The following is a 23178-nucleotide window of genomic DNA, read 5'->3' as shown; positions in this document are numbered from 1 at the left end:
CGAATAGAGAATATCTCTTAAGAAATCTTCAGAATATATTAAGAGAATCATTCAAAACGTTTGTAGGTGAAGTGCTTAAATAAAGGTAGTCATCCAATTAACCGATGAGGAAGGTGAGAGGTTTGAGAAAACATAAAAAAAATTTTAAAAAAGCCATCATGGTCACTGGTGCTCTACTGGTTATCGGGAGTATAGCTGGGGCAAGTACTTTAAGGCGTGATCGCCGAGAAGCCCCATCTATCACGCGTGTATCTTTACAAGATCTGCAACCTAGAAATGACTTTCACTTGGTGGGGGTCATTGAACCGGCGAGAACCATTGAAGTGAAGGTAGATAGCGGGCGAGGCTCAGTCGTCGAAAAAAAAGTTGCGGCGGGAGATCAAGTGAAAGCCGGACAAGCACTGTTTGTTTATTCTAATCCTGAAGGATCTTTAGCTATTAAGGAAGCAGAGCAAACCACTGCAAACCGTAGGAGTGCAGTAGAACAAGCCCAGCGACAAACAAACCAGAAATGGGAACAATACAACAAGGTAACTACTCAATTGGAAGAGACCAAACAAAAAATCACTACCGCAAAGGATGAAGATAAAGAAGCACTAGAAGACCGCAAAAATGAATTAGAAATGCAACAAAGTCAACTATTGATGGAAGCTCAAAATTCAGAGAATAGTATAGGCGATGCAACCTTAGAACTAGAACGAGCAGAATTGGAGTTGAACTCCGTCAAAGAACAACATGGTTCAGATGTCGTGGAGGCTGGTATTGACGGAATCGTCAAAGATATTGATGAACGACAAATGAATATGAGTGCGAGTGAAGCAGCCCCAGAGTCCCCTTTTATGACTATCGTTGACACAAGCCGTCTGTTTTTAAAAGGAACCGTAGATGAATTCCGTCGCAGTCAGCTGGAACCGGGACAAAAAGTTCAACTAAAGGATCGCAATGGCGGTAGTCAGCAATGGACTGGACAGATCACACGAGTTGGTGATATGAAAGAACCTTCAGTAGTTGTGGAAGAACAAGGTGCAAACCCAAATTTATCCCAATTCAGCTTTGAAGTCGCTTTGGATAAAAGTGAAACCCCACCAAGCATTGGTACTCATTGTTTCGTGGAACTGATCGAAGACAACCAAACGGAAATCAAACTGCCAAAATCATTCGTTTTCTATGAAGAAGACAAGCCTTTCATTTATGTTGTTGAAAATCATAAAATCAGCAAAAAACAAGTAGAGTTGTCCGAAGATGAAATGGATGAAGCAATGTATTTGCTAGAAAGTGAGCTAGACTTGGACAGCGAGCTTGTCTTTCCCACAAATGATGTCAAAGTAGGAATGGATGTGAGAACAAATGATCCAACTAATTGATGTCTGTAAAACGTTCCAACAAGGGCTTGGTGAAATCCATGTCTTGAATCAAATCAATCTAACAATTGACAATGGGGAGTTTGTTTCTATTATGGGACGATCAGGTTCCGGCAAATCAACCTTGATGAATATTATCGGCTGCTTAGATACACCGACAAAAGGAATCTATCTAATTGATGGCAAGATAACCAGTCAAATGGACGAAGACGATCTTTCTGAAATTCGCAATCAAAAAATTGGTTTTGTTTTTCAAAATTTTGAACTATTGCCAAAATTGTCCGTTTTACAAAATGTTGCTTTACCACTTTTGTATGCCGGTGTCATGCAAGAGGAACGAACATGTCGAGCTATTCATGCCTTAGAAAGTGTCGGTTTGGCTGACCGAATCGATTTTAGGATCAATCAATTATCTGGTGGTCAAAAACAGCGGGTAGCCATTGCTCGAGCACTGGTTGGAGAGGCAAATGTGATTTTAGCTGATGAACCGACCGGCTCCTTAGACACTGCCAATAGTCATGAAATCATGTCCCTATTCGCAAATCTAAATGATATGGGAAAGACAGTTGTGTTGATTACACATGAACAAGAGGTTGCTGACTATGCCAAACGTCAAATTCTTTTAAAAGATGGTGTGATTGTTGAGGAGGTCAAAGAATGAAAGAAAATATTCGGTTAGCGATTCAATCGATTTACCAGCATCGTTTACGCTCCCTGTTGACGATGTTAGGAATCATTGTTGGGATTGCTTCAATCATTTCTATTGTGAGTATTATCAATGGAAATACTGAAAATATGAAAAAGCAGATGATTGGCGGTTCTACTAATTCAATGCGTATCGAATATGACGCCAGAAGTGCCTTTCTTGCCGGAGAAAATGGTAGAAATGATCGGCTGCCTGACTATTCTCCTCAGATATCAGATGGTGAACTCCAAAAATTACTGACTATCGATCATGCCAAGAATGTCAGCTTATTCTATGAAGCTAATTTGCCGGTCTTTCAAAGAGAGCGACAGACCGATGCCGTAGTATTAGGAATGGATGGAAGTTTCTTTGAAATCACGCCTCATAAGGTTCTTAAAGGTAGAGCAATGACTGAAACCGAATTACAATCACAAAAACAAGTCGCTCTGATCACAGCTGACTTGGCAGAGATTTTTTTTCAGTATCGCAACCCTTTAAATCAACTGATTGAGATTAATGGAACACCTTTTCGAATCATCGGTATCGTAGAGTCTGAAACGGATCAACTTTCAGGGAAATATGCTTTCATTCCTAGAAATAGCCAACGTCTAGTTGAAGGGAAACTTGATCAAAAGCCAACGGTATTGTTTCAGGCTACGAATGCAGAAGTGTTAGAATCAGCTGTCGTTCAGGCTAGCCATGAACTGACAAAAAGCATCCCACCATCAGATTTTGTTTTTTCCATTCGAAATTATGATGAAGTAAAGAAGATGACTGATGATATCAATCGTTCAAATATGATTTTATTGGGCGGAATTGCCAGTATTTCCTTGTTAGTCGGTGGGATCGGAGTCATGAATACGATGCTGGTCAGCGTGACAGAGCGAACTAGAGAGATTGGCTTAAAGAAGGCATTAGGCGCCAAGCGAAAAGTGATTTTGCGACAATTCCTGACAGAAGCAATCGTCTTATCAGTAATTGGTGGATTGATTGGTATAATTTTAGGCACGATCATCAGTCTGGTCGCCCTGAATCTGCTCAATTACCCACTGACGATATCTCTGCTTTCTATTTTGATCAGTGTTACTTTTTCGATGCTGATTGGTACTATTTTTGGTTATTTACCCGCCTATAAAGCGTCAAAATTAAAACCAATCGAAGCATTACGATATGAATAAACAGGAAGGTGTTTTTATGAAAAAAAGAATGTTATCCATTCTCTTCTTAGCGATAGTATTGACTGGCTGTGGTGCTACCACCAACCAGTCACAGGTGAACAATGACAACGTCCCCACCAATGCACAAATCACTCCCCCACAAAAACAAACCGAAACGAGTCAAAGTGGCGATGATGAGCAAAACTACAACGAGCAAACAGATTTTGATCGTGCCAATGATTTACTTGATCAAGCAGATGAGTCTGGGATTCTTGTGTCTATGAATGGTGATCAATTTGAACTAGAGATCACAAAATTTTATCAAAAAAATGAAGATGAAGAATCCTATGACATGGCCGTTTCCTCTGACGAAAAATTAAGCTTTACTATTACCAGTGAGACTGAGATTACAGTTGTTATTTATGATGCACAAACTCAAAACTCTCGAATCGTTGAAGGCTCAAGAGCAGACTTACAGCTTGAAAGATCCGTCAATCTTTATGGTCAACAAGTTGGCGATACCTTTATTGCCACCAAAGTCATCGTCATGCAAGTCCATTAGATAGCTAGAAAAGCTGGTTGATTAGAAAAAAAAACTAAATGTACCACCCTTATACTTTAAAATCACACACCAATCTATCTAGATTGATACTTCGATCCTATCCAATTGTTTGGAGAATGATATGATCCTAGTTTTCTAAGTTTTTCAACAAAAAAAGTGCGGGTAGAAAACAAGACTGTTTTCTACCCGCACTAAGTATTAAAGAACTACTTTTTAGAAACACTACAAGCTTCTATGCTCTCTTTTTGAATGCATCAGCATATCATTTACTGTTTTGCTTGATCAATGGAGATATTATGCAGATTTTCAACTAAGGTTCGATGTTCACGAGGTCCGGTTGACTCTGGTGCTTGATCGAGCTGTTCAATCAAATTTAATTCTTCTTCTGTTAATCGGAAATCAAAAATGGCGATATTTTGCTTCATACGATCCACATGGACAGACTTAGGGATCGTGATGATCCCTAGTTGTGTTTGCCAACGTAGGATGATTTGTGGGACAGTTTTATGATATTTTTCAGCTAATTCTTTTAAAACTGGTTCATCAAAGATCCCATCTTTTCCTTGGTTAAAGGGACTCCATGCTTCAGTCACGACATCAAAATGCGTGGCTGTTTCTCTTTGTTGTTTTTGTTGACGGTATGGATGTTGTTCGATTTGGTTGATCACTGGCTTGATCCGATGATTCAAAATCAAATCAGTCAAACGACCTGTTGAAAAATTGGAGACTCCGATCGCCTTTACTTTGCCTGCATCATAGAGTTCTTCCATGGCACGCCATGCACCATAATAATCATTGTAAGGTTGATGGATCAAGAAAATATCAATATAGTCTACCCCTAATTTTTGTAAAGAACGTTCATACGCTTTGTATGCGCCCTCGTAAGAAGCATCAGTGACCCATAACTTGGTTGTAATAGTGATCTCTTCTCTTGGAATCCCACTTTTTTTGATTGCCCGACCAACGGCTTCTTCATTGTAATAAACAGCCGCAGTATCAATCAGGCGATAGCCAGCATTCAGCGCTTCTAAAACGACTTGCTCACATTCTTCTTGATCCCAGATTTGAAAGACACCAAATCCAAGTACAGGAATTGGCAATCCGTTGTTCAAGGTCCGTGTTTCCATCATTGATTTTCTCTCCAAACTCCACGTTATTTCGTCAATTCAGCAACGACTTTTTCTCCTAATAAATGTGCAGACTGTGGGTTTTGTCCTGTTAATAAACGCCCATCTGCATGAACAACTTCAGTAAAAGCTTTCCCTGCCTGATAATCGGCCCCTTTTTCCTTCAATGAATCTTCGGTCAGGAATGGTACGTTATTCGTTGTTCCGTTTAATTCCTCTTCTTCATTACTAAAGCCAGTCACTTTACGTCCAGCTAAAATGGACTGTCCGTTTTCATCAACGACAGGCAACAAGCCTACGACACCATGACAAACAGCTGATACGATCCCATTATTTTTGTAGATCGCAGAACCAATCTCTGCTAATTTTTCTGAGCCAGGGAAATCCCACATCGTTCCATGACCACCGGCATAATAAATCGCCGTATACTCTGTTGGGTCCACTTCATCCGGACGTAACGTTTGGCCTAACGCACGATTACGAAAGTCTTCATCTTGATAATAAGTCCAATCCACTTGGTCCATATCTAATATACTTTTTGGTTCCAATGGGACATATCCACCATTTGGGCTAACAAAATCAGCTTTGATTTTGTTTTTGACTAATACATCATAAAAATGAGTCAATTCACTTAACCATAAACCTGTTGGACGCTCGATATTGTCGTATTTTTCTACATTTGTCAAAACAATCAAAACTTTCATTTTTTCAGCTTCTTTCTTAGATATTGATGGTTGATCCATAGCGTTGATCAAGAAAATTATACAACGGACTTGGTAAATACAAGTCTTTGTATGCTTCAGAAAAAGGTTTCGTCACAAATTCAGCATCTCGACCTTCTAATAATTTGACCGCCCATTCTGGATCTACCAACATTTGTTGACCTACTGCTACGAGTTCCGCATGAGCTAACACAGACTCGACATCTTTGCGGTTACGGACATTACCGACACCTACTAACGGGATTTTCCCTTGAATCGTTTCGTGGACATATTCAAGAATTGATTTTTCGTTGTAGGTCTCAGAACGAGCCACACGATCATAGGTATTCAATGAAACATGCAGATAGTCTAATTTCGTTTCACGTAATTGTTCCATCAACCAAATCGTTTCTTCAAAACGGATACCTGGTGTTTCAAATTCTTCTGGTGAAAAACGATAGCCAACAATAAATGGTTTGGTTGCGTGTGTTTCAACTGCTTGGAAGACAGATTTCAATAATTCTTCAATAAAATGATAACGTTTCTCTAAAGAACCACCCCATTGATCTTCTCTACGGTTCGAATGAGGAGAAAAGAATTGTTGGATCAAGTAAGTATTCGCACCATGTAATTCTACTCCGTCAAATCCTGCTTCAATGGCTCTGCGTGTTGCTTCGCCAAATGCTTGGATCGTTTCACTAACTTCTTCATCACTTAATGCCCGAGGTGTTTCGGCATCTGGACGTTCTGCTGGAATCGCACTAGCAGATACTGTTTGTTCTCCTGATAATGTCGCACGGCTTGTCATACGACCGCCATGGAAGATCTGCACGATTGCCTTGGCGCCTTCGCCTTGAATGGCTTGTGCTAACTCGCTTAGACGAGGAAGCATTTCATCATGGGCGATACTCAATTCACCTGGCCAACCTTTACCGATGTCTTGCACATTTGCCGCACCAGTGATCACTGCTCCTAATCCTTTTGAGCGTTGTACATAGTATTCGATCTCGTCTTTTGTGATTACCCCATTAAAAAAGCTAAGTTCTGTAGTCATTGGTGATAGCATCAACCGATTTTTCAGCTCACTACCTGATGGAAATGTGATTGATTCATTGAATTTTGCCATTCTTCTTCCTCCAATATGACGAATGTCACTTATTTTTTCTCGTATTTATTTAACCATACGATTAGTTGTACATGCAACTGTTATGTTTAAAAAATTTTATTTTTTTTGTAATTTATTGGTCGCTTCATTCAGCTCTTGAGAAAGCCGCTCGCTCTCGGCAGCACCTAAAACAACTTTATATGCATGGTGCAACTCATCCCAACTACTGTCGATCTCTTTGACAAATTCACGACCTTCATCAGTTAAAAATACCAAAGATAACCGTCCTTCTGTAACCGTTTTGACATAGCCTTTATATTCTAATTTTTCTACGAAACGTGCAATCGTTGAAGGCGCTGAATACAACATCTGCGCGATATCTTTTTGAGGAATACCGTTTTTTTCTTTCAAAATCAGTAAGATAAATCCATAAGTAGGTGCAAGTCCCGTTTTCTTGAAGGCTTCATCAGCTAATTTATTCAATACTCGATCGAGCTTCTTCACACTAAAAAAAAGACATTCTTCTAACGAACGTTCAATTGATTTCCCCATTTTTACACCTCCTGTTAGCGTACATATCATAGTATGATTTAGTTGATTTGTCAAAGAGGAGGATAGCATTCATATGTACTTCAAATGATCACCTATAAAAATACAATGATATGTAGAAGCATCTATTCAGTTTTAGAATGTGTAAAATAACTAAGGGCAAATTTCCACTGTAGTGTCTAAACAGTCATATATCATGAAATGAGCAATTCAGTTTACGCACTTTAAAACAACCCACGCTCATAATGAGACCAGACGGAAAGAATTGTTACTATTTCCCTCTCAATGTCCACACTATAAACTAGTCTATGCTGAATGTTGATTCTTCTTGAGTAATACGGAATTCCTACTAGTTTTTCATACGGTGGCGGTGACTGAAAAGGATTCTTTCGAATGACCTTGAGTAATTCATCAAACTTTTTATGTAACCCTGCACTTTTAAGTTTAGTAAAATCTTTTTTTGCATTTTTTTTAATTTCTATAAGGTATCCCAATCAATCTCACCTAACTCTTCCGTTTCTTCCTCTTCGTAGTGCTTAATCTGATTAAGTACCCCTGTATTTTGTAAATACAGCGTTTCCTGAATTGCATTCCAATCTGCCTTACTAATAATTACTACACTTTCATCTTCACTTTTAGTATTGATAATTTCAACCGGTTGATTGTCCGCCACAACATGCTTAATCAAGCTATACAAATTATTTCGAGCCTTCGTTGGTGTAATTACTTCCATCTCTATTCACATCCTTCTTTATTATTATTAAGTATAACGTACATAAAAGCGTACGTCAACAAGCGTGAATTTATTGAATTTTGTCTTATACTTCTTGTTAATGTAGGCTTTATCCTTTGATTTAATTGACTGATCAAAAAGAAAGAAACATAGCTTTTTATACAATATTTTCCAGCCTATCTTAAAGAATGCAACAATAGGCTGGAAGATATTAGGAATCTTGCACACTTAAACCGAATGAACGATGTTCCAGAAATAACTACTAGTGAAATAAGCGTACATCTCAAAAATTCCAAGAACAATTTCTGGTATTTCACGCTTATTTCTCGGAGCTAAGCACTTCTATCACTCATTATCTAATTTTCACCACAAACGCTTCATAAGGACGTAATTCAACTTCTCCCATAGGTACTTCTCGATCATAGTTGGCAATGATCAGTTCCGTCGCTTCTTGCGGAATAATCAATTCATGCGTTTGCTCGGATAAGTTACAGACAATCAACCAGCGTTCTTCATTTAGTGTACGATAATAAGCAAAGACCTCAGCTGGCGTTTCTATCAACAATTCATAATCTCCCCAAACGATGATCTCATTGTGTTTGCGTAACTCGATCAAGCGTTTGTACGTATGGAAAATCGAAGAGGGATCTGCGACTGCTTGTTTCGCATTGATGGTTTTGTAGTTTGGATTGACGGATAGCCAAGGCGTTCCTGTCGTAAATCCACCATGTGCTGTTTCATCCCACTGCATTGGGGTACGCGCATTGTCACGCCCTTTGGCATTGATAGACTGCAAGATCTCTTCTTTACGATAGCCAGATGCGAAACGCTCATGATACATATTGATTGTTTCGATGTCTTGGGCTTCTGAAATGTCCTGGATTGGAGCATTCGTCATGCCTAGCTCTTCTCCTTGATAAATGTAAGGAGTACCTTTCATCATGTGTAGTAAAATAGCAAACATCTTTGCACTTTCCACGCGGTATTCTTGATCATTTCCCCAACGTGAAACGATTCTCGGTAAATCGTGGTTATTCCAAAATAAGCTATTCCAACCTTCATCACCTAATGCTGTCTGCCATTTGGACAAGACTTGTTTCAGTTCAGAGACATCTAAAGCTTTTAGATCCCATTTATCCTTGCCTGCTTGCTGATCCAAAGTCATATGTTCAAATTGGAAGATCATGGATAGCTCATTTCGTTTGGGGTCTGAGTAAAGCTTCGCGATTTCTGTCGTTGCCCCCCAAGTTTCTCCTACCGTCATCAAATCTTTATCACCGAAAGTTGCTTGATTCATTTCTTGTAAATATTCATGGAGTCGGGGACCATTATTGGTAATTTCTTGATCCGGTAATTTGCCGATCGTATCGATGACATCCATACGAAACCCACCAATTCCTTTGTCGATCCAAAAATTCATCATGTCATAAACTTCTTGTCTGACCAGCTCGTTCTCCCAATTCAAATCAGGTTGTTTCTTGCTGTATAGATGCAAATAATATTGACCTGTCGTTTCATCAAATTCCCAAGCCGGTCCACTAAAGATCGAACGTAGTGAATTAGTCACGTCACCATTTACTGGATCACGCCAAATATAATAATCTCGATATGGATTGTCTTTGCTTTTTCGTGATTCGATAAACCATGGATGTTCATCAGAAGTGTGATTGACGACTAAATCCAAAATGATTTTGATGCCTGATTTCTTCGCTTCCTCAATCAGTTCGTCCATTTCAGCCATCGTCCCAAACTCAGCCATGATTGCTTCATAATCGCTGATGTCATAGCCATTATCATCATTTGGGGATTCATAGACAGGAGAAAGCCAAATCGTATCGATCCCTAGATAGGTTAAATAATCTAATCTTGAAATAATCCCTCTTAAATCACCGATTCCATCCCCATTGGTATCTTGAAAACTACGTGGATACACTTGATATACAACTGATTGATGCCACCATTTTTTCTCCATATGATCCTCCATTTGTTTTGTCCTATTCTTAAAGAATTGTAACGCTTACAAAAACAAGAGTAAACAGGCAGAAGAATGTTACCGATAACATTAAAATCTGGGGTTTAGAAATAAAAAAGAGCGTGGAGAAAGTTTCAATCAATGGATTAGCGCCTTAAAACAGAAACTATTGATTGGAATAAGTACAGATTGCTATCACCATGTCTGTTTAGGGTGTACCCTAGATAGACACTAGTATATCATTTGTAATTTTTATGTTTAATTGGCACAGTTTTTTCTAATTATTTGTCATATTCATAGTCAATAATAGCCATAAAAGCCACGAATTTTGGAGATAGATTGAGATATTTAAAATATCTATCATGGAAAAATTAGTTAGTTTTGTCTCTTATCGCTGAAAATTTATTCTATTTATCTAGAAAAATGACACATAAGACCGGTGCAGGATTTGAAATGGAATCAATTATTATAACCACAAAACCCAACGAATCGGCTTCACCTGTCCATGATCGTATGCCGCTTATCATTTAGAAGCAACTCCATGAAACTAATAAACAATTAGCCCAGGAACAATCCAAAGAAAAGCAAAGTCAATTAGGGAAATATGGAATTTTATTTAGAGCATTGTAGATCAAATTCAGGTTTACAGAGTGAATATTTTTCTGATATAGATAAAAAGGATATTTATATCTTATAGTAAATAGATGAGAACATAGGCGTTCAAAGAAAGGAACTTTGAAATTTTTAATGGACAGTTATATCGGCCATTCGTCGAAGAGGTTGAAAAGAATCATTTACTCAATAAAGAATACCCAGAAAAATAGGGAAGAATCGTGTGACCATTCCTAATGGAATGTGACAACAAGAACGTTGATATATCAGCCTCAATAGGGTAGTTGAGACAGTTCCCTGTTACTTGTTAGCCCCCTGTTAGAATATGGGGCTATATGTCATCAAAAAAAGGAATTCGTTTCTGTTTGGCTTCGCCACCGAAACGGATTCCTTTTTGTATGTCTTAGTTTAATTTCTGAATTTAGTTTTTTACCAATTTTTGTTATTCAGCGGTTTTATTTTTTCTTATTACTTTCATCACATCGCTAGGGACTGAATCATCTGTTATAAACGTTATTTTGTATACATAGCTTCCTTTATAACGAACTTTAACATAATTATGATTTTCTGGAGCTTGCCCACCTTTAAATGTTAATTTTTCAATTTTCATAGTAGTTGAATTTATTACTTCAATATTCTCATAATCATCTGGTATTTGACGCTTTCCATCATCCGCATATTCTTTTCCACCATTGTATGTCACTTTTTCAGGTACAATTGCGTATCCAACTTGCATTTTTACTAGAGGATTAAATTTATTTAGCGAATCAAATCGTGATGTTACATATAAAAAGGAAGAAATAACACCAACTACCAAAAGAATCAAAATCGATAGTTTCTTAAGTGTTCTATTTTGTAATTTCATTTATAGCTCCTTCTTTTTTATACACCGAGTCCAATAGTATGATGACAACTCTCTGCTACTTTGTTATCATGTGTTACTATGATAATAGTTTTCCCACTTGCATTTAACTGGTTCAAGATTGCTAAAATTTCATCTCTATTTTTTGTATCCAGTGATCCAGTTGGTTCATCTGCGAGAATAACTTTACTTGGTTTTAAGAGGCAACGAGCAATAGCAACTCGCTGTTGTTCTCCACCTGAAATTTCAAATACTTTTAATTTTTGATAATTTTCTAATCCAACCATTCTTAGTGCATTATCTATTGACTCTTCTTTTTCTTTTTTTGTTTGTTTCACATACCTTAACGCCATCATTAAATTTTCTTTTATAGTAAAATTGTCGACTAATGCGAAATTTTGGAACAAATATGAAATGTTTTCTCTAATCATTTTATTGGCTTGCTTCGAATTTATTTTTGGTGCTGCTTTCTGAAAAATATGGTATTCACCTTGTTCCACTGGCTCAATCAAGCCAATAGTATTAAGCAAAGTTGTTTTTCCACACCCACTAGGACCGGTTATTGCAACCATATCGCCATCATTGATTTCTAAATTAAAATCTTTAAAAACGACTTTATCACCGAAACTTTTATTGAAGTTTTTGATATTAATAATACTCATCATACGTCCCCCTTCAAACCTGCACTAAGTGTTCCTTTTTCATATCGAGTAACCATTAAGAAAATAATAAAAATATCTATTGATACTAGTAACAAGTAAGCAAGAATTGACAGTAGTTGCCTATTCAAAATGACTATTTCTATCAGTCCAAAAATATAGATGGAAAAGAAATAGAAAATTTCATTGCGATACCTATCATAGAAAGTATAGCCTAAAAGTCTTGATACAATCATTTCTTTTCTCTTGGAAGCCAAAATAATCAATATAATGTAATAAGAAGCTAATACACTAACTGAAATCGTTAGACATAGGATAGTAATCCAAATCCCTACACTAGATTGTGAAATAAGCAATTCTTGTGCAAAGCCTGTGGAAAGAATATTTTCAAATTGTATAGAATTATTCTCAAGGCTGTTATTTATTATCGCCTCACTTATTGCAAGTTTATTTTCTTTAGTATTCTCAATTCTAAGTGGATTACTTAAAGGACTATTTTTCAAGAACATACTACTTGTGTTTATTGTATTGTTATTTATGCAAAAAATAATCGGATTTTTTATAAACGTCTTATTATTCCCTATCATTTCTATATTTTCAGAGAATATTTCGTTTTCATTGTTTGGATAAAAGATAAACCTAATTGGGATATCTTCAATATTTTCAAACGAGTTATCCGATAGAAGAGATGCGAGTTGAATTCTTATAAAAAATTCTGTTTTTTCAAAATCTTTTTTCAAATATTCAGGAACTAGGTAAGTCATTTCTGTTTCAGAAAATATTTTTGATGAAGGTGTTGGTAACTTGAATTGAATTCTTTTCAGATAGTTCTCATTAGCACTCATAATTAGGTAATCGTCCGAATCATCAAATTCTATATTTTTAAATTTGCTTGTATTTATTTTAGCTCCGTTAAATACGGTAGCATTTATATTACTTACTGAAACATATTGAATATCAGCTGAAGTATCTAACTCTTTATACAGATTAATTAATTTAGAATCTAATTTTCCTTTCCCTTGGAGAGACTCTTGGAATTCATCATCAACGTAGTTAAACTTTGATAGTGTAAGATAATGTTTCTGCTGTTCATACAAATCTTTTGCTTTTAAGTCCTTATGTAGAGTATTTAATTCTGTTACTAACAAAGGAATAACGGCAACAACGGCAACGAAAACGAAAAACTTCAATAGATAACTGAAATAAAGTGAAAATTTTAAATTAAAGAAATTTTTTAAAATATCCGAGAGATTATAGCGTCTAATAATGATTAACATTACTAAAGAAAATACCCAAGCTAATACAAAAACAACTAATTCAACTAACGTTAATTCCAAGAAATAAGATAGATTGCTATCTGGAATAATAAAGAATTGAATAGGCAGTGTACATATATAGAAAAGCGCAGGGATTAATAATATAATTTTATTAAGCTTTATCCAAATATCTATATCTTTAAAGCCAAGCAATTTCATCACACCGATTTCTTTTAACTTAGCAATTGGATAAAATGCACTCATCAGACAGAATATTGCCATGATAATGATTGATAACACTAACACTAACAAGTATATCGTTCCTTGGCCATATGCTTGCTCATAAGTAGCTTTTAACAGTTCATCTTTAGGTATTTTAAAAACTGTAGAAATCTGATTTAAAATATCAGCTGAATCTTTTGATTCTGATATAAGTGTATAGCTGCCATTTACACTCATTTTATTTTTAGTATAAAAATCCTGCAATGTTCCAAAAATCAACTTCTTATCAGAAAACATATTCGAAATACGGCCACTTTGATTGTTATCTTCAGTATTATAATTTGCAAGAAACTCATTATTAGAAGCAGGAATTTTTCCACTTGCTAGCTTGATACCCAATTGATCAAAATAATTAGTAGAATATATACCTGACTTATAAATATATGTTTTTCCATTTTCTGTTAAAATATCAGAACGAATAAATGTAGCGTTGTATTTTTTTGATAAAGAAGCAAACTCTGATAACTGATCATCAATTGATATATCCGAATCTTTTATGAAAAAATGAGTGGAATTACTAGTTAACTCAATATTATCATAATATTTATCTTCTTCTGATTTTTTATTTAGTGCAAATGCAACACTTATTAGAATGGTTATTATAGATAGGAATAAGATCATTGTTTTTTTCAAAGTAGTTCCCCCAAATTTTAAAGAAAAACGGAACGTAAAATACATACGCTCCGTTCCTATTATAGTTGAGAGAATATGTGTACTCTCTCAAAGCCATTCTACCAATAATTATAATAGAAATTACATCCTGAATATGCGCCAAGACGAGCCTTAGCCCACACTCCAGCCCCTTGAGCTTGATAAGATTCGTCTGAACCTTTTTTTACAGTAGCGCTGTGGCGTTTAGTACCATGGAAATAATCAGAATATGAACCTGTGATACCGACACCATAATTCCATGTACCACCATCAGGGTATTCCGTTGCTGCTGAGGCAGCGATACCACCAGTAGCCAAGACAATTAAAGATAATGTACAAACAACTATTATTTCATAAATATCCTCCTTCTGATTTTAAAATTAAACGATGGCGTTTTTTATGCCTTAGGTGGCTAAGTTCATTATAAAATTCGCCATAATTAAATAGTTGAAAAAATAATAAATATAATCAAAAGTATAATTCCAATAAGTGGTTCAATCCAAATTTTATCTGAATGTATAAATACATTCTTTTTATTTTTGAATATTCCCCCACCATACTCTTTTGGAAGGATTAGTTCCAAGAGAAAACCAAATAATAGTGGTATTAAAAATACATACTTAGGTCCTTTTATTAGTAAGTAGACAGACGAGAAACTAAGTAAGGACTGTATTATTTTTACTACTCTAATAGAACGAATCGTTTTTAATTTCAATATACTGTCACCTTTCGTTTATCCAAGGATCATAACTTTATCTTTCCTATAAAAATTATGCTCTAGTTAACACGCCAGTGTATTGATAATATGCACCAATTTGCGTACCATTTTTATACTTACCTGTCCAATTCACATAACCTTGGTATTTTTTCCGTCTTTATATTTAACCTGCCAAATTTTTGTCAAGGTTGGAAGCCAACGACTTGATCCATGTGGTTTATTTTGCATATAAACATACTCAGAAAAATTGAGGGTACCAACGCTCCTATGTATCACTAATCCTGACATATCCACCTGCATATTATTGCTAGATTCATCTATAACTTCTTCACTGCCAGAAATAGTTTCTTCACTGGCAAAAGCAACTTCATCTGGGATAATCATTGAACACGCCATTAACATAAACGTAGTTAAAATTAAGCCTTTTAGTATCACTTTTTTTCATTATTTCATCTCCTTAAATTAATTGAACATCATACTCCCTACTTCAATATATCATGCTATTTTTAAATGTTGCCAATTTTTCATAAATTATTGTTTTAACATCATAACTGTTCAATAACCTTTGATCGTTGGTTATAACATTATGCAAAAATTATCAAAACCATAAAAAATTCTCAACACGTTTTTAGGCATTGAGTCCTTTTCATTATGTACTTTCTAAATTTAACGATCTTGTCTCTTCATATATCTGACGAACTAGATAAATCTCGCATCTTTGTATCTATTAAATATCGTCACTTTATTTACTACCTCTTCTTGCATTTATTTAGCAACCAAGCTAGGACAAATTTTTTCTAACTAATTTTGGTCAGGTATATAGTCAAGAAAATTTCCAATCGTCGTTAGAACTACCTCATCGCTAGATAATTCCACTAATCGTATAAACTTGAACTGTGGGATTGCTGCTACGTAATTAACAAAGTTTTTATCCGTGTATTCAAAAGACCACATATATTTTAAACGATTATTATCGTAAAGATCGATTAATTTCATGTCGTCATATTCTAGTCCTTATTTTTCAGCGGTTCGATTTGTGGAATGTTCTCAAGAATAAGTAATTTTTAATAATATTTACATTAAGCGTACTTAAATTTTTATTTGAAGTTCAGTAACAAAATCCCCATCATAAGAAAAAAATCCAAGAACTCGTAAACGAAGGTTCTTGGATTTTTTTCAATCGTAACAGATGATTAACTGATAGTTAATCACCACCAGCAAAAATTTCTTCTTTATTATAAATCGGCGTATGATTTTTCAAATCTTCAAGGGTTCCTACCTGTCTACCTTTAGAATAAAAACCATCTAATAAACCTAAGGATTGGAATATCGTCTGCTTATATGCAATTTCGGCATTCCATTCCGTAGTATCTAGAATCTGTAAAGCTTTATGGATCGCTTCAATGCCCGATGCTCCTGGCGCACTGATCAACACTCCATGACTGTTGAGTAGCAACATATTTGGTAAGGCTACTTGTTCTTTTTTCATGTAATCAGAAACTAATTCTGCTAATTCTGGCGAGCAATTAGGTTCAAAGTCTAACACAGGAATATAGCCGATTTTTTGGGTCGCTTCCGTTAAATTAGGCATATCCAAGCCGGCGGTTGCCCAAAACATCGAGTGTGGCGAATGGGCATGTAAAACCGCTTTTATCGCTGGATTCGTATCATAAACCGCTTCGTGTAAGTTGATTTCTCGTGTAAGTTGACCTACCCCATCAATCACTTTTCTTGTATGAGGCTCAACGACTAAGATTTGTGCTGGTGAGACTTCCCCTAAATAAGCTTCTGACATCATAGTCGGTGTCATAATAATGTATTCTTTCCCTACTTCATCAGTTGTTTTAAAAGAGAAATTACCGCCTGCCACATTCGTATTCTTCCTTGTAAAGATCAATTTTACGATTCGTGCTAAATCTTCCCGCTCTCTTTCAAAAATCATCCGTCCATCTGACATATTCAAGACCACCTTTTTTATTTTTAAAGCGTTTTGTTACGTATGATTGTTTGTACAGCTGCTCTTATTTTAGATGCTTCTTCATCCTGTTTCTTTTTCCGTTCATCGTATTCTTTGAAAAGTACTGGATTGCCATATTTATATACACAGACTGCTAGACCAATAGCTACGACATTAAATAGGTACTGTTGTGTCACCAAAGCTAAGAGATAGCAGCCAATTGCTAGTAAAAGAAGCAGTTGCCATTTTATTTTTTCGCTCTTTCCCATTTTTGCCGCCCCTTTACTTTTTGAAAATTTTAGCCATTCGTAGCACGTACTTGCGTAGATTGTGTACCTTGTTCTTCGTATCTTTGACTTGGCACCTTTACCTTGCTCATATATTTATACAACCAAACAAACATTGCGATAAACAGAACTGACCCGATGATACCCAAGATATTTCCTTTAAACGCTTCTGCAAACAAGATTCGAAATTCCGGTCCTTCGATCGAAGACCAGGTAATTTGTTGGCCTTTTTGTATTCCTTCAACTGCACCGGTTCGATCTGCTAAGCCCGTTAAGATTGGAGTTAAATAAGTGGCTGCATACAGATAAATTGGCATCGAAATGACCCCCATGATCAGCATACGAACCAAATTTCCGCCTGTGAGTAATAAACCACCTACTGCGATCGAATAGTTGATAATTCCCGCTAAAGGTAAAACAGCATTTCCCGGTAGAACGATTGCATAACCAATAAAGACTGGTACTAATAAGATCGCGGCGACCCAAATCTCAGTGCGACCAGCTAAGATAGGCCAATCTAACCCAATATAAATTTCCCGGTCTTTAAACCGTTTTTTCATCATTTCCGACATTGCATCGGCAAGTGGTGAAAGAGACTGCATAAACATTTTTGAGATCATTGGGAATAAAGCCATTGCTGTAGCGATTTGAATAGCTAAATTTAATGAACCCGAAACCCCATAAGCTGCGGCCAACCCTAAACCCAAGCCGATGAGAAATCCCATCACCGAGTTTTCAGAGAAGATACCGATTTTCTTTTTTAATGCTTTTGTATCGGCGCGCCGGTTAAAGAAAGAAATTTTATCCATGATCACATTGATTGGTAATAAGAGTACTGCTGAAATATTCATTAAGTGTGTTACGGTTACTAAAGGGATACCTGTCAAATCCTCAATATGGCGTTGGAACATATCCCCCATCTTAAGTTCCAATATGACCTGGATGATGGCAGTAACAAACCCAGCCAGTAAACTACCACTGACAAAGTAGACAAGATAGGCCGTTAGTGCTTTGCCCCACACATTCCACATATCGACATTGAGCGTCTTTGTCCAGTTAAAAATCAACATAATAAAATTCACACCGAGAACAACTGCGAAGAAAATAAATGCATAGGACCATGACCAGGTGATACTCGCAGCTCCAGTCCATCCTAGATCTAGCGCCGGCAAATTCAATCCCGTATTTTTTGCCAATGCTTCAGATGCTGGACTAACTGCGTTTGACATAAAACCAATGACCATCGACATCCCTGTAAAAGCAATGCCTAACGTAATCGCGGACATAAATGCTTTTTTGAATTTCATACCCGCAATCAAACCTAGGAGCAAAATGATTAGTGGTACAAAAATGGCGGAACCCAAATCTAGAATATAATTGATAACATCTTGAAATAGTTGCATTTTTTTCACTTCTTTCTTTTGATAAGATTTTTTTGTGCTAGGCAATCAATTCCTTGATCTCATCATAAATAGCATCCATACCCATGCCCGTCAGAAACGGAATTCCGGCAAAAACATGTACTCCTAACTCTTCTGCTTTTTCCAATACTTCATCATCTGGCTGTGCAACGTAAACATAAATCCCTGTCAATGGCAATTCATTTTGGATAGACTTATAATCCACTGCTTCAACGGGGAAATCGATCCCATCGTCTTCAAGCATCCCAGCGATTTTACTTGCGATCGTTTGACTTGTTGCAACACCACTCCCACATGCTACGATTAATCTTTTTTTCATCTTAAAATCCTCCCCAAAATTCATTTTATATTCTGCGTTACCAATTGATAAATTACTTGTGCCTCTCGCGCTTCAATGAATGCCTTTACAAATTTTCCATCCATAAACAATGCCATTAATGATTGTAATAAGCCGACTTGTTCTTTTGGTTCTTTGATTCCTAAAAAAAAGAGATTCCTTACCAGCATTTCTTGACTATCTCCCATTTGCTTTATCTTCACCTCAGTACTTAGACGTACAATAGCAATAAAAGGCTTTTCGACATACGCTGGTTCTGAATGAGGTAAGCCAATGTTTAAATACTGCGTAATCAGCCCAGTTGGAAAAACTTGTTCTCTTGCTATTAATCCCTTTAAATAATTCTCATTAACAAAAGCTTCTTTCTGTAGTCGTTTCGCTACTTCTCCAAATAGATCTTCCAAATTGTCTCCTTCCAAATCGAGAAAAATCAGCCTTTCATCAAACATACTCGTGTAGTCCACCTATTCTTCCTCCTCGTTCAACTTACATGATAAAAAATGTTAATGTTTGTTAAGATGTGTTTCACAATGTAAATATACAATAGTATTTATTCGTTGTCAACGCTTTCTTTTTTGTCATTTTTTCTAAATGTCGGCTCTTTTCTGCAAATAAAATTAACAAACTTTAACACATCCAAACATTTATCCTTGCTTTTTCTGAGTGTAAATGCTATTAATTAATGTATAAAGAAAGTTGAAAAAATTAACTTGAAAGATCGTTAATCCAACCCGAGGTGAAACTATGTTAAAGAAAGAACGGCAAGAAAAAATTTTAGCGTTAGTGAATCAGCATGACTACTTATCCATTGCAGAAATAGCTAAAACATTAGACGTTTCCGGTATGACTATTCGTAGAGATATTACAGAGTTAGCGGATCAATCTTTATTGGTAAAAATTTATGGTGGCGCGCAAAAACTAGAAAAAATCGAGCATGAGCTTTCTACCCAAGAAAAAATCGATACAAATGTTCTTCAAAAAAAATTCATCGGAAAAGTCATGAACAGTATCATTTCAGATAACGACACTATTTATATTGGTGCCGGAACAACGACGCTCCATGCTTTACCTGAACTAAAAAAAGCAAACTTATTCGTGATCACAAATAGTTTGCTCGCCTTTAATTACTTAATTTACAATACAAATTATCGTGTACTGTTGACAGGTGGGGAATTTTCCCGCACAACGGAAGAATTTTATGGAGAAACCGCAGAAAAAAGTTTTGAAAATTTAAATATCGATTTCGCTTTTGCTGCTACAAATGGGATCTTCGAAAACAATATCACCACTGCGAATCTTGTTGAAGGTTCGATCCAACAAGTTGCTTTCGAACATTCCCGCAAAAAATGCATCGTTGCAGATAGCTCTAAATTTAATCGTTCCGACGTTTACACCTTTTACTCCCTATCTGATGTCGACTATTTAATTACTGATAATAAACTTTCTGAGACTACTTATGAGCATTATCGTTCCTTTACGGAAATCCTTAAGGAGGAAAAATAATGATTTTAACGATTACAATGAACCCTTCGATGGACTACACCTATCTTGTGCCCTCACTACAATTGGATCAAGTGAATCGGGTGGATAACCCGCATATATCAATTGGGGGAAAAGGCATCAACGCTGGCAGAGTCATCGCACAGTTAGGAGAAGAAGTTTTATTAACCGGTATTTTGGGAGGAAATGTTGGCAAATCGATTCTTGATTCTTTACTAGCTGAAGAACATTATTTATTAGATTTTCTCACTATCAATGGAAATTCTCGCAATGCGATTACGATCATGCACGACGGAAACACCCATACAGAGCTGGTAGAAAAAGGACTTTACTTATCTGATGAAGATGAGAAACTTTTTTATCATCATCTCTCCATGTTAATTGAGCAACATCCGATTACCGTCGTCTGTATTTCTGGCTCAGTAAACTCTGCGAATGGTCACTTTCACGCTCAATTGCTTCAATTTATCCGTAAAGCATTAGGTGAACAGATACCGATTCTAATGGATATATCTGGCGAACAACTAAAAAATTGTTTAGCCCAAACGAATGCTCGTCCGAATTTTGTTAAACCAAATCAGCATGAATTAGAAGAGCTGATTGGACGAAAATTATGTTCATCTCAAGAAATTTTTACTGTGCTAGAGAGCACTCTTTTCGAGGGGATCGACACCGTTATGGTTTCCCAAGGTGGCGATGGGGCAATCGTTAAGTACCAATCCACTTTTTTTAAGATTGAGATTCCTAAAATTGCTATTGTAAATACAACAGGTTGTGGCGATTCAACAGTTGGTGGAATGGCCGTAGCATTGAATAAACAGTATCCAATTGAACAAGCATTGTCCTATTCGATGGCTTGCGGCATGTCTAATGCGCTCTCGAAAACAAACGGTACGATCGATGTCGCGCAAGTCGCTGAATTCAGCAAAAAGATCCACCTTTTCAAGATCAAAGAATAAATCGCTACATATTCTCTGTTCCCTTGACTGTTCAAAAAATTCTTTGATACAAATAAAAAAAGCCCTGGATAAGTACAACTGATTTTTCCAGTTTTTCGGCTCTATAATTTATGGAACAGAATAATCAATTCTGATTCATAAATTATAGAGCCGAAAAAAGCCAGACAATTGTCTGACTATAACAAACCTACTTATTTTTTTGTTTAGCAATTGGAAGTCTTGATCAATGAATTGGTAACAATTTTCACAATGATATTTTTTCGTTTGAATATTGAACTGAATCAGTTCACCACAAGCATAATCGAACGATACAGCCGCTCTTCGTTCTAATACTTATAATGGACGTCCCCAAAAAGTATAGCCTAATTGTTGTTCTTTCATTTACTTCGTTCCTCCCTAAAAATATATTTATTCGTAGCTGGTATGATGACTCATTTAGCCAATGATACCTCTTAACGTGTGAATCTGACCTTAGAATGCTCGTATGAACACGTTTTTTATATAATAGTTCTCTCTTTTGCTAAATAAACATCACTATCAATTTTATAACATAAAACAAAATACTGAAGTAGTGTACAAGAGACGTACATAACTAAAATCCCTCTATATTTTCTCACGAGTTTAAAGAAGCCTTCTTTCAAAATAAAAATTGTCTACCGAAACTCTTACGGTAGACAAAATCAGTAAATTATTCTTCAACTCGCTTATATCCGTATCCCTCATACAGTTGGATAACAGATTCCACGGAATAAGTCGAATCCTTAGTATCTGTGATAGATACTAGGTCAGCAACGTTAACTTTATTTTCTTCATCAAGAAATAAGTCTGAGTAGCCAATTATAGCAGTAAATTCAGAATTCAACTTGTTCTCAGTTCCACCGTAATACCTCTTTACGCTGACAATCTTTATCAGATTTCCATTGTTTGTTGCAGAATGAAAACTAAACTGTGAGTCAGTGCTATTTCTAGCAAATTGTCGATAAGATAGGCCCTCCTCTTTTATCTCAAATCGAGATCCGTAAGATTTTTCCGGGCTCCAATCTTTATATGATCTATTCACTTCTTCATCGATCATACGTTAATATCGTCTAAATTAACATTATCAGTAGCTTTTTCGGCAACTTCATCTAATCCTTTAACTTCAAAACTAGGATCAAAAGTATCATCTAAAAGATAACTTCTATCTGCCAAACGATTCTCTAAATCTTCTGATATATCAATTTTTGCTAGATCCCATTCTTAAATTTCCCATCATCAACTAAAGTAAATTGAATATAACGTAAATCGTCCGGAAGAGTATTATCAATTGTTGCAGTGCCAAGTCCACTAACACCGTTAAAGTTAACAACTAAATATTTTTCAACCTCTCCTGTTATTAACTTCTTTGGTTCATCAAGACCTTTAATAACTATTTCTTTATCCCCACCGACTAAATTTTTAACTTTTGAAGAATCAACTTCAAGTGTTAATTTAGCACTATCTCCATTGGATAACTCTGAATTTTTATCTAAATTTATACCTAACATTTCTTCAAGTTGTTTATCATCATAATAGGCGTTGTTACTTTCAAAGGTTAACTCCTTATCATTCTCAACCAAATAATTACGAAGACGTTCATGATCAACAAAATAACTAGCAGTTCCTCTAGTATCTAACCCCTTAAAATTGACATCAACAAAGTCTATCATCTCGATATTCCCTTGCCCACAACCCGACAATAGAACC

At 36.1% G+C, this 23178-nt stretch carries 25 protein-coding genes and 1 pseudogene; 7 read left to right on the top strand and 19 right to left on the bottom strand.

Going from position 1 to position 23178, the window contains the following annotated elements; translation table 11 throughout:
* The first annotated feature begins 113 nt into the window (after positions 1-113).
* From IGJ00_RS02000 to IGJ00_RS01985, 4 genes are read left to right on the top strand one after another with little or no spacing between them, the layout of a single operon-like run.
* Positions 114-1364: an efflux RND transporter periplasmic adaptor subunit gene (locus IGJ00_RS02000; RefSeq protein WP_233433756.1), complete on the top strand. Its 1251-nt coding sequence runs from the start codon at positions 114-116 to the stop codon at positions 1362-1364.
* Positions 1348-2022 (top strand): ABC transporter ATP-binding protein, encoded by a 675-nt coding sequence (locus IGJ00_RS01995; protein WP_071866580.1) that lies wholly within the window; start codon positions 1348-1350, stop codon positions 2020-2022. Before IGJ00_RS02000 ends, IGJ00_RS01995 begins: the two co-directional genes overlap by 17 nt.
* Complete coding sequence (locus IGJ00_RS01990; RefSeq protein WP_071866579.1) at positions 2019-3224, top strand: ABC transporter permease; 1206 nt, start codon at positions 2019-2021, stop codon at positions 3222-3224. The genes IGJ00_RS01995 and IGJ00_RS01990 overlap by 4 nt, the downstream gene beginning before the upstream one ends.
* 16 nt (positions 3225-3240) lie before the next feature.
* Positions 3241-3765, top strand: coding sequence for a hypothetical protein (locus IGJ00_RS01985; RefSeq protein WP_081367415.1), 525 nt, complete (start codon positions 3241-3243; stop codon positions 3763-3765).
* A 266-nt stretch (positions 3766-4031) separates the two neighbouring features.
* Here the strand turns inward: IGJ00_RS01985 and IGJ00_RS01980 are convergent, their stop codons facing one another.
* The 7 genes from IGJ00_RS01980 to IGJ00_RS01950 all read right to left on the bottom strand — a co-directional run bounded on the left by IGJ00_RS01980 (position 4032) and on the right by IGJ00_RS01950 (position 9952).
* A complete protein-coding gene (locus IGJ00_RS01980; RefSeq protein WP_438844572.1) occupies positions 4032-4892 on the bottom strand; it encodes an aldo/keto reductase in 861 nt (286 codons plus the stop codon).
* 26 nt (positions 4893-4918) lie between these two features.
* On the bottom strand, positions 4919-5596 hold the full coding sequence (locus IGJ00_RS01975) for a type 1 glutamine amidotransferase domain-containing protein (protein WP_438844043.1): 678 nt from the start codon (positions 5594-5596) through the stop codon (positions 4919-4921).
* 16 nt (positions 5597-5612) lie between these two features.
* Entirely contained in the window at positions 5613-6719 is a 1107-nt protein-coding gene (locus IGJ00_RS01970; protein WP_071866577.1) for an NADH-dependent flavin oxidoreductase, read from the bottom strand.
* 96 nt (positions 6720-6815) lie between these two features.
* The gene (locus IGJ00_RS01965) at positions 6816-7250 is read right to left on the bottom strand and encodes a MarR family winged helix-turn-helix transcriptional regulator (protein WP_010736432.1); all 435 of its coding nucleotides are present in this window, start codon (positions 7248-7250) and stop codon (positions 6816-6818) included.
* Between the two features lie 221 nt (positions 7251-7471).
* Positions 7472-7741: a Txe/YoeB family addiction module toxin gene (locus IGJ00_RS01960; protein ID WP_071866576.1), complete on the bottom strand. Its 270-nt coding sequence runs from the start codon at positions 7739-7741 to the stop codon at positions 7472-7474.
* Positions 7726-7980 (bottom strand): type II toxin-antitoxin system Phd/YefM family antitoxin, encoded by a 255-nt coding sequence (locus IGJ00_RS01955; RefSeq protein ID WP_071866575.1) that lies wholly within the window; start codon positions 7978-7980, stop codon positions 7726-7728. The genes IGJ00_RS01960 and IGJ00_RS01955 overlap by 16 nt, the downstream gene beginning before the upstream one ends.
* Before the next feature lie 352 nt (positions 7981-8332).
* Positions 8333-9952 (bottom strand): glycoside hydrolase family 13 protein, encoded by a 1620-nt coding sequence (locus IGJ00_RS01950; protein ID WP_071866574.1) that lies wholly within the window; start codon positions 9950-9952, stop codon positions 8333-8335.
* Between the two features lie 426 nt (positions 9953-10378).
* Here IGJ00_RS01950 and IGJ00_RS01945 point away from each other — a divergent pair.
* Positions 10379-10480, top strand: a pseudogene (locus IGJ00_RS01945) (SOS response-associated peptidase); the annotation flags it as partial.
* A gap of 526 nt (positions 10481-11006) precedes the next feature.
* Here the strand turns inward: IGJ00_RS01945 and IGJ00_RS01940 are convergent.
* The 10 genes from IGJ00_RS01940 to IGJ00_RS01895 form a co-directional block, all read right to left on the bottom strand.
* Entirely contained in the window at positions 11007-11429 is a 423-nt protein-coding gene (locus IGJ00_RS01940; RefSeq protein ID WP_065096980.1) for a hypothetical protein, read from the bottom strand.
* 17 nt (positions 11430-11446) lie between these two features.
* Complete coding sequence (locus tag IGJ00_RS01935) at positions 11447-12082, bottom strand: ABC transporter ATP-binding protein (RefSeq protein WP_202976743.1); 636 nt, start codon at positions 12080-12082, stop codon at positions 11447-11449.
* A 5-nt stretch (positions 12083-12087) separates the two neighbouring features.
* Positions 12088-14256 (bottom strand): hypothetical protein, encoded by a 2169-nt coding sequence (locus tag IGJ00_RS01930; protein WP_130029226.1) that lies wholly within the window; start codon positions 14254-14256, stop codon positions 12088-12090.
* A gap of 98 nt (positions 14257-14354) precedes the next feature.
* Entirely contained in the window at positions 14355-14621 is a 267-nt protein-coding gene (locus IGJ00_RS01925) for a lactococcin 972 family bacteriocin (RefSeq protein WP_086335383.1), read from the bottom strand.
* A gap of 500 nt (positions 14622-15121) precedes the next feature.
* A complete protein-coding gene (locus tag IGJ00_RS01920) occupies positions 15122-15376 on the bottom strand; it encodes a hypothetical protein (RefSeq protein ID WP_130029228.1) in 255 nt (84 codons plus the stop codon).
* Between the two features lie 820 nt (positions 15377-16196).
* Positions 16197-16949, bottom strand: coding sequence for a class II aldolase/adducin family protein (locus IGJ00_RS01915; protein ID WP_074800524.1), 753 nt, complete (start codon positions 16947-16949; stop codon positions 16197-16199).
* A 23-nt stretch (positions 16950-16972) separates the two neighbouring features.
* Complete coding sequence (locus tag IGJ00_RS01910; protein WP_074800527.1) at positions 16973-17218, bottom strand: hypothetical protein; 246 nt, start codon at positions 17216-17218, stop codon at positions 16973-16975.
* A gap of 29 nt (positions 17219-17247) precedes the next feature.
* Positions 17248-18639 (bottom strand): PTS galactitol transporter subunit IIC, encoded by a 1392-nt coding sequence (locus IGJ00_RS01905; protein ID WP_071866605.1) that lies wholly within the window; start codon positions 18637-18639, stop codon positions 17248-17250.
* A gap of 37 nt (positions 18640-18676) precedes the next feature.
* Positions 18677-18976, bottom strand: a complete 300-nt coding sequence (locus IGJ00_RS01900) for a PTS sugar transporter subunit IIB (RefSeq protein WP_071866568.1) — start codon at positions 18974-18976, stop codon at positions 18677-18679.
* Between the two features lie 20 nt (positions 18977-18996).
* On the bottom strand, positions 18997-19458 hold the full coding sequence (locus tag IGJ00_RS01895; RefSeq protein WP_071866567.1) for a PTS sugar transporter subunit IIA: 462 nt from the start codon (positions 19456-19458) through the stop codon (positions 18997-18999).
* Between the two features lie 280 nt (positions 19459-19738).
* Between IGJ00_RS01895 and IGJ00_RS01890 the strand changes: the two genes are divergently transcribed.
* Together IGJ00_RS01890 and IGJ00_RS01885 are read left to right on the top strand one after the other, a co-directional pair.
* Entirely contained in the window at positions 19739-20497 is a 759-nt protein-coding gene (locus IGJ00_RS01890) for a DeoR/GlpR family DNA-binding transcription regulator (RefSeq protein WP_071866566.1), read from the top strand.
* On the top strand, positions 20497-21453 hold the full coding sequence (locus tag IGJ00_RS01885; RefSeq protein WP_074800533.1) for a 1-phosphofructokinase family hexose kinase: 957 nt from the start codon (positions 20497-20499) through the stop codon (positions 21451-21453). The genes IGJ00_RS01890 and IGJ00_RS01885 overlap by 1 nt, the downstream gene beginning before the upstream one ends.
* Before the next feature lie 688 nt (positions 21454-22141).
* Here the strand turns inward: IGJ00_RS01885 and IGJ00_RS01880 are convergent.
* Entirely contained in the window at positions 22142-22528 is a 387-nt protein-coding gene (locus tag IGJ00_RS01880; RefSeq protein ID WP_071866564.1) for a hypothetical protein, read from the bottom strand.
* A 151-nt stretch (positions 22529-22679) separates the two neighbouring features.
* Complete coding sequence (locus IGJ00_RS01875; protein ID WP_229078030.1) at positions 22680-23141, bottom strand: hypothetical protein; 462 nt, start codon at positions 23139-23141, stop codon at positions 22680-22682.
* Positions 23142-23178 lie beyond the last annotated feature (37 nt).

It is taken from the genome of Enterococcus sp. AZ062 (genome assembly GCF_051715065.1).
In the GTDB taxonomy this organism is placed as follows: domain Bacteria; phylum Bacillota; class Bacilli; order Lactobacillales; family Enterococcaceae; genus Enterococcus_B; species Enterococcus_B mundtii.
The sequence above is the reverse complement of the archived record's forward strand: the minus strand, read 5'-3'. Positions and strand labels throughout refer to the sequence as shown.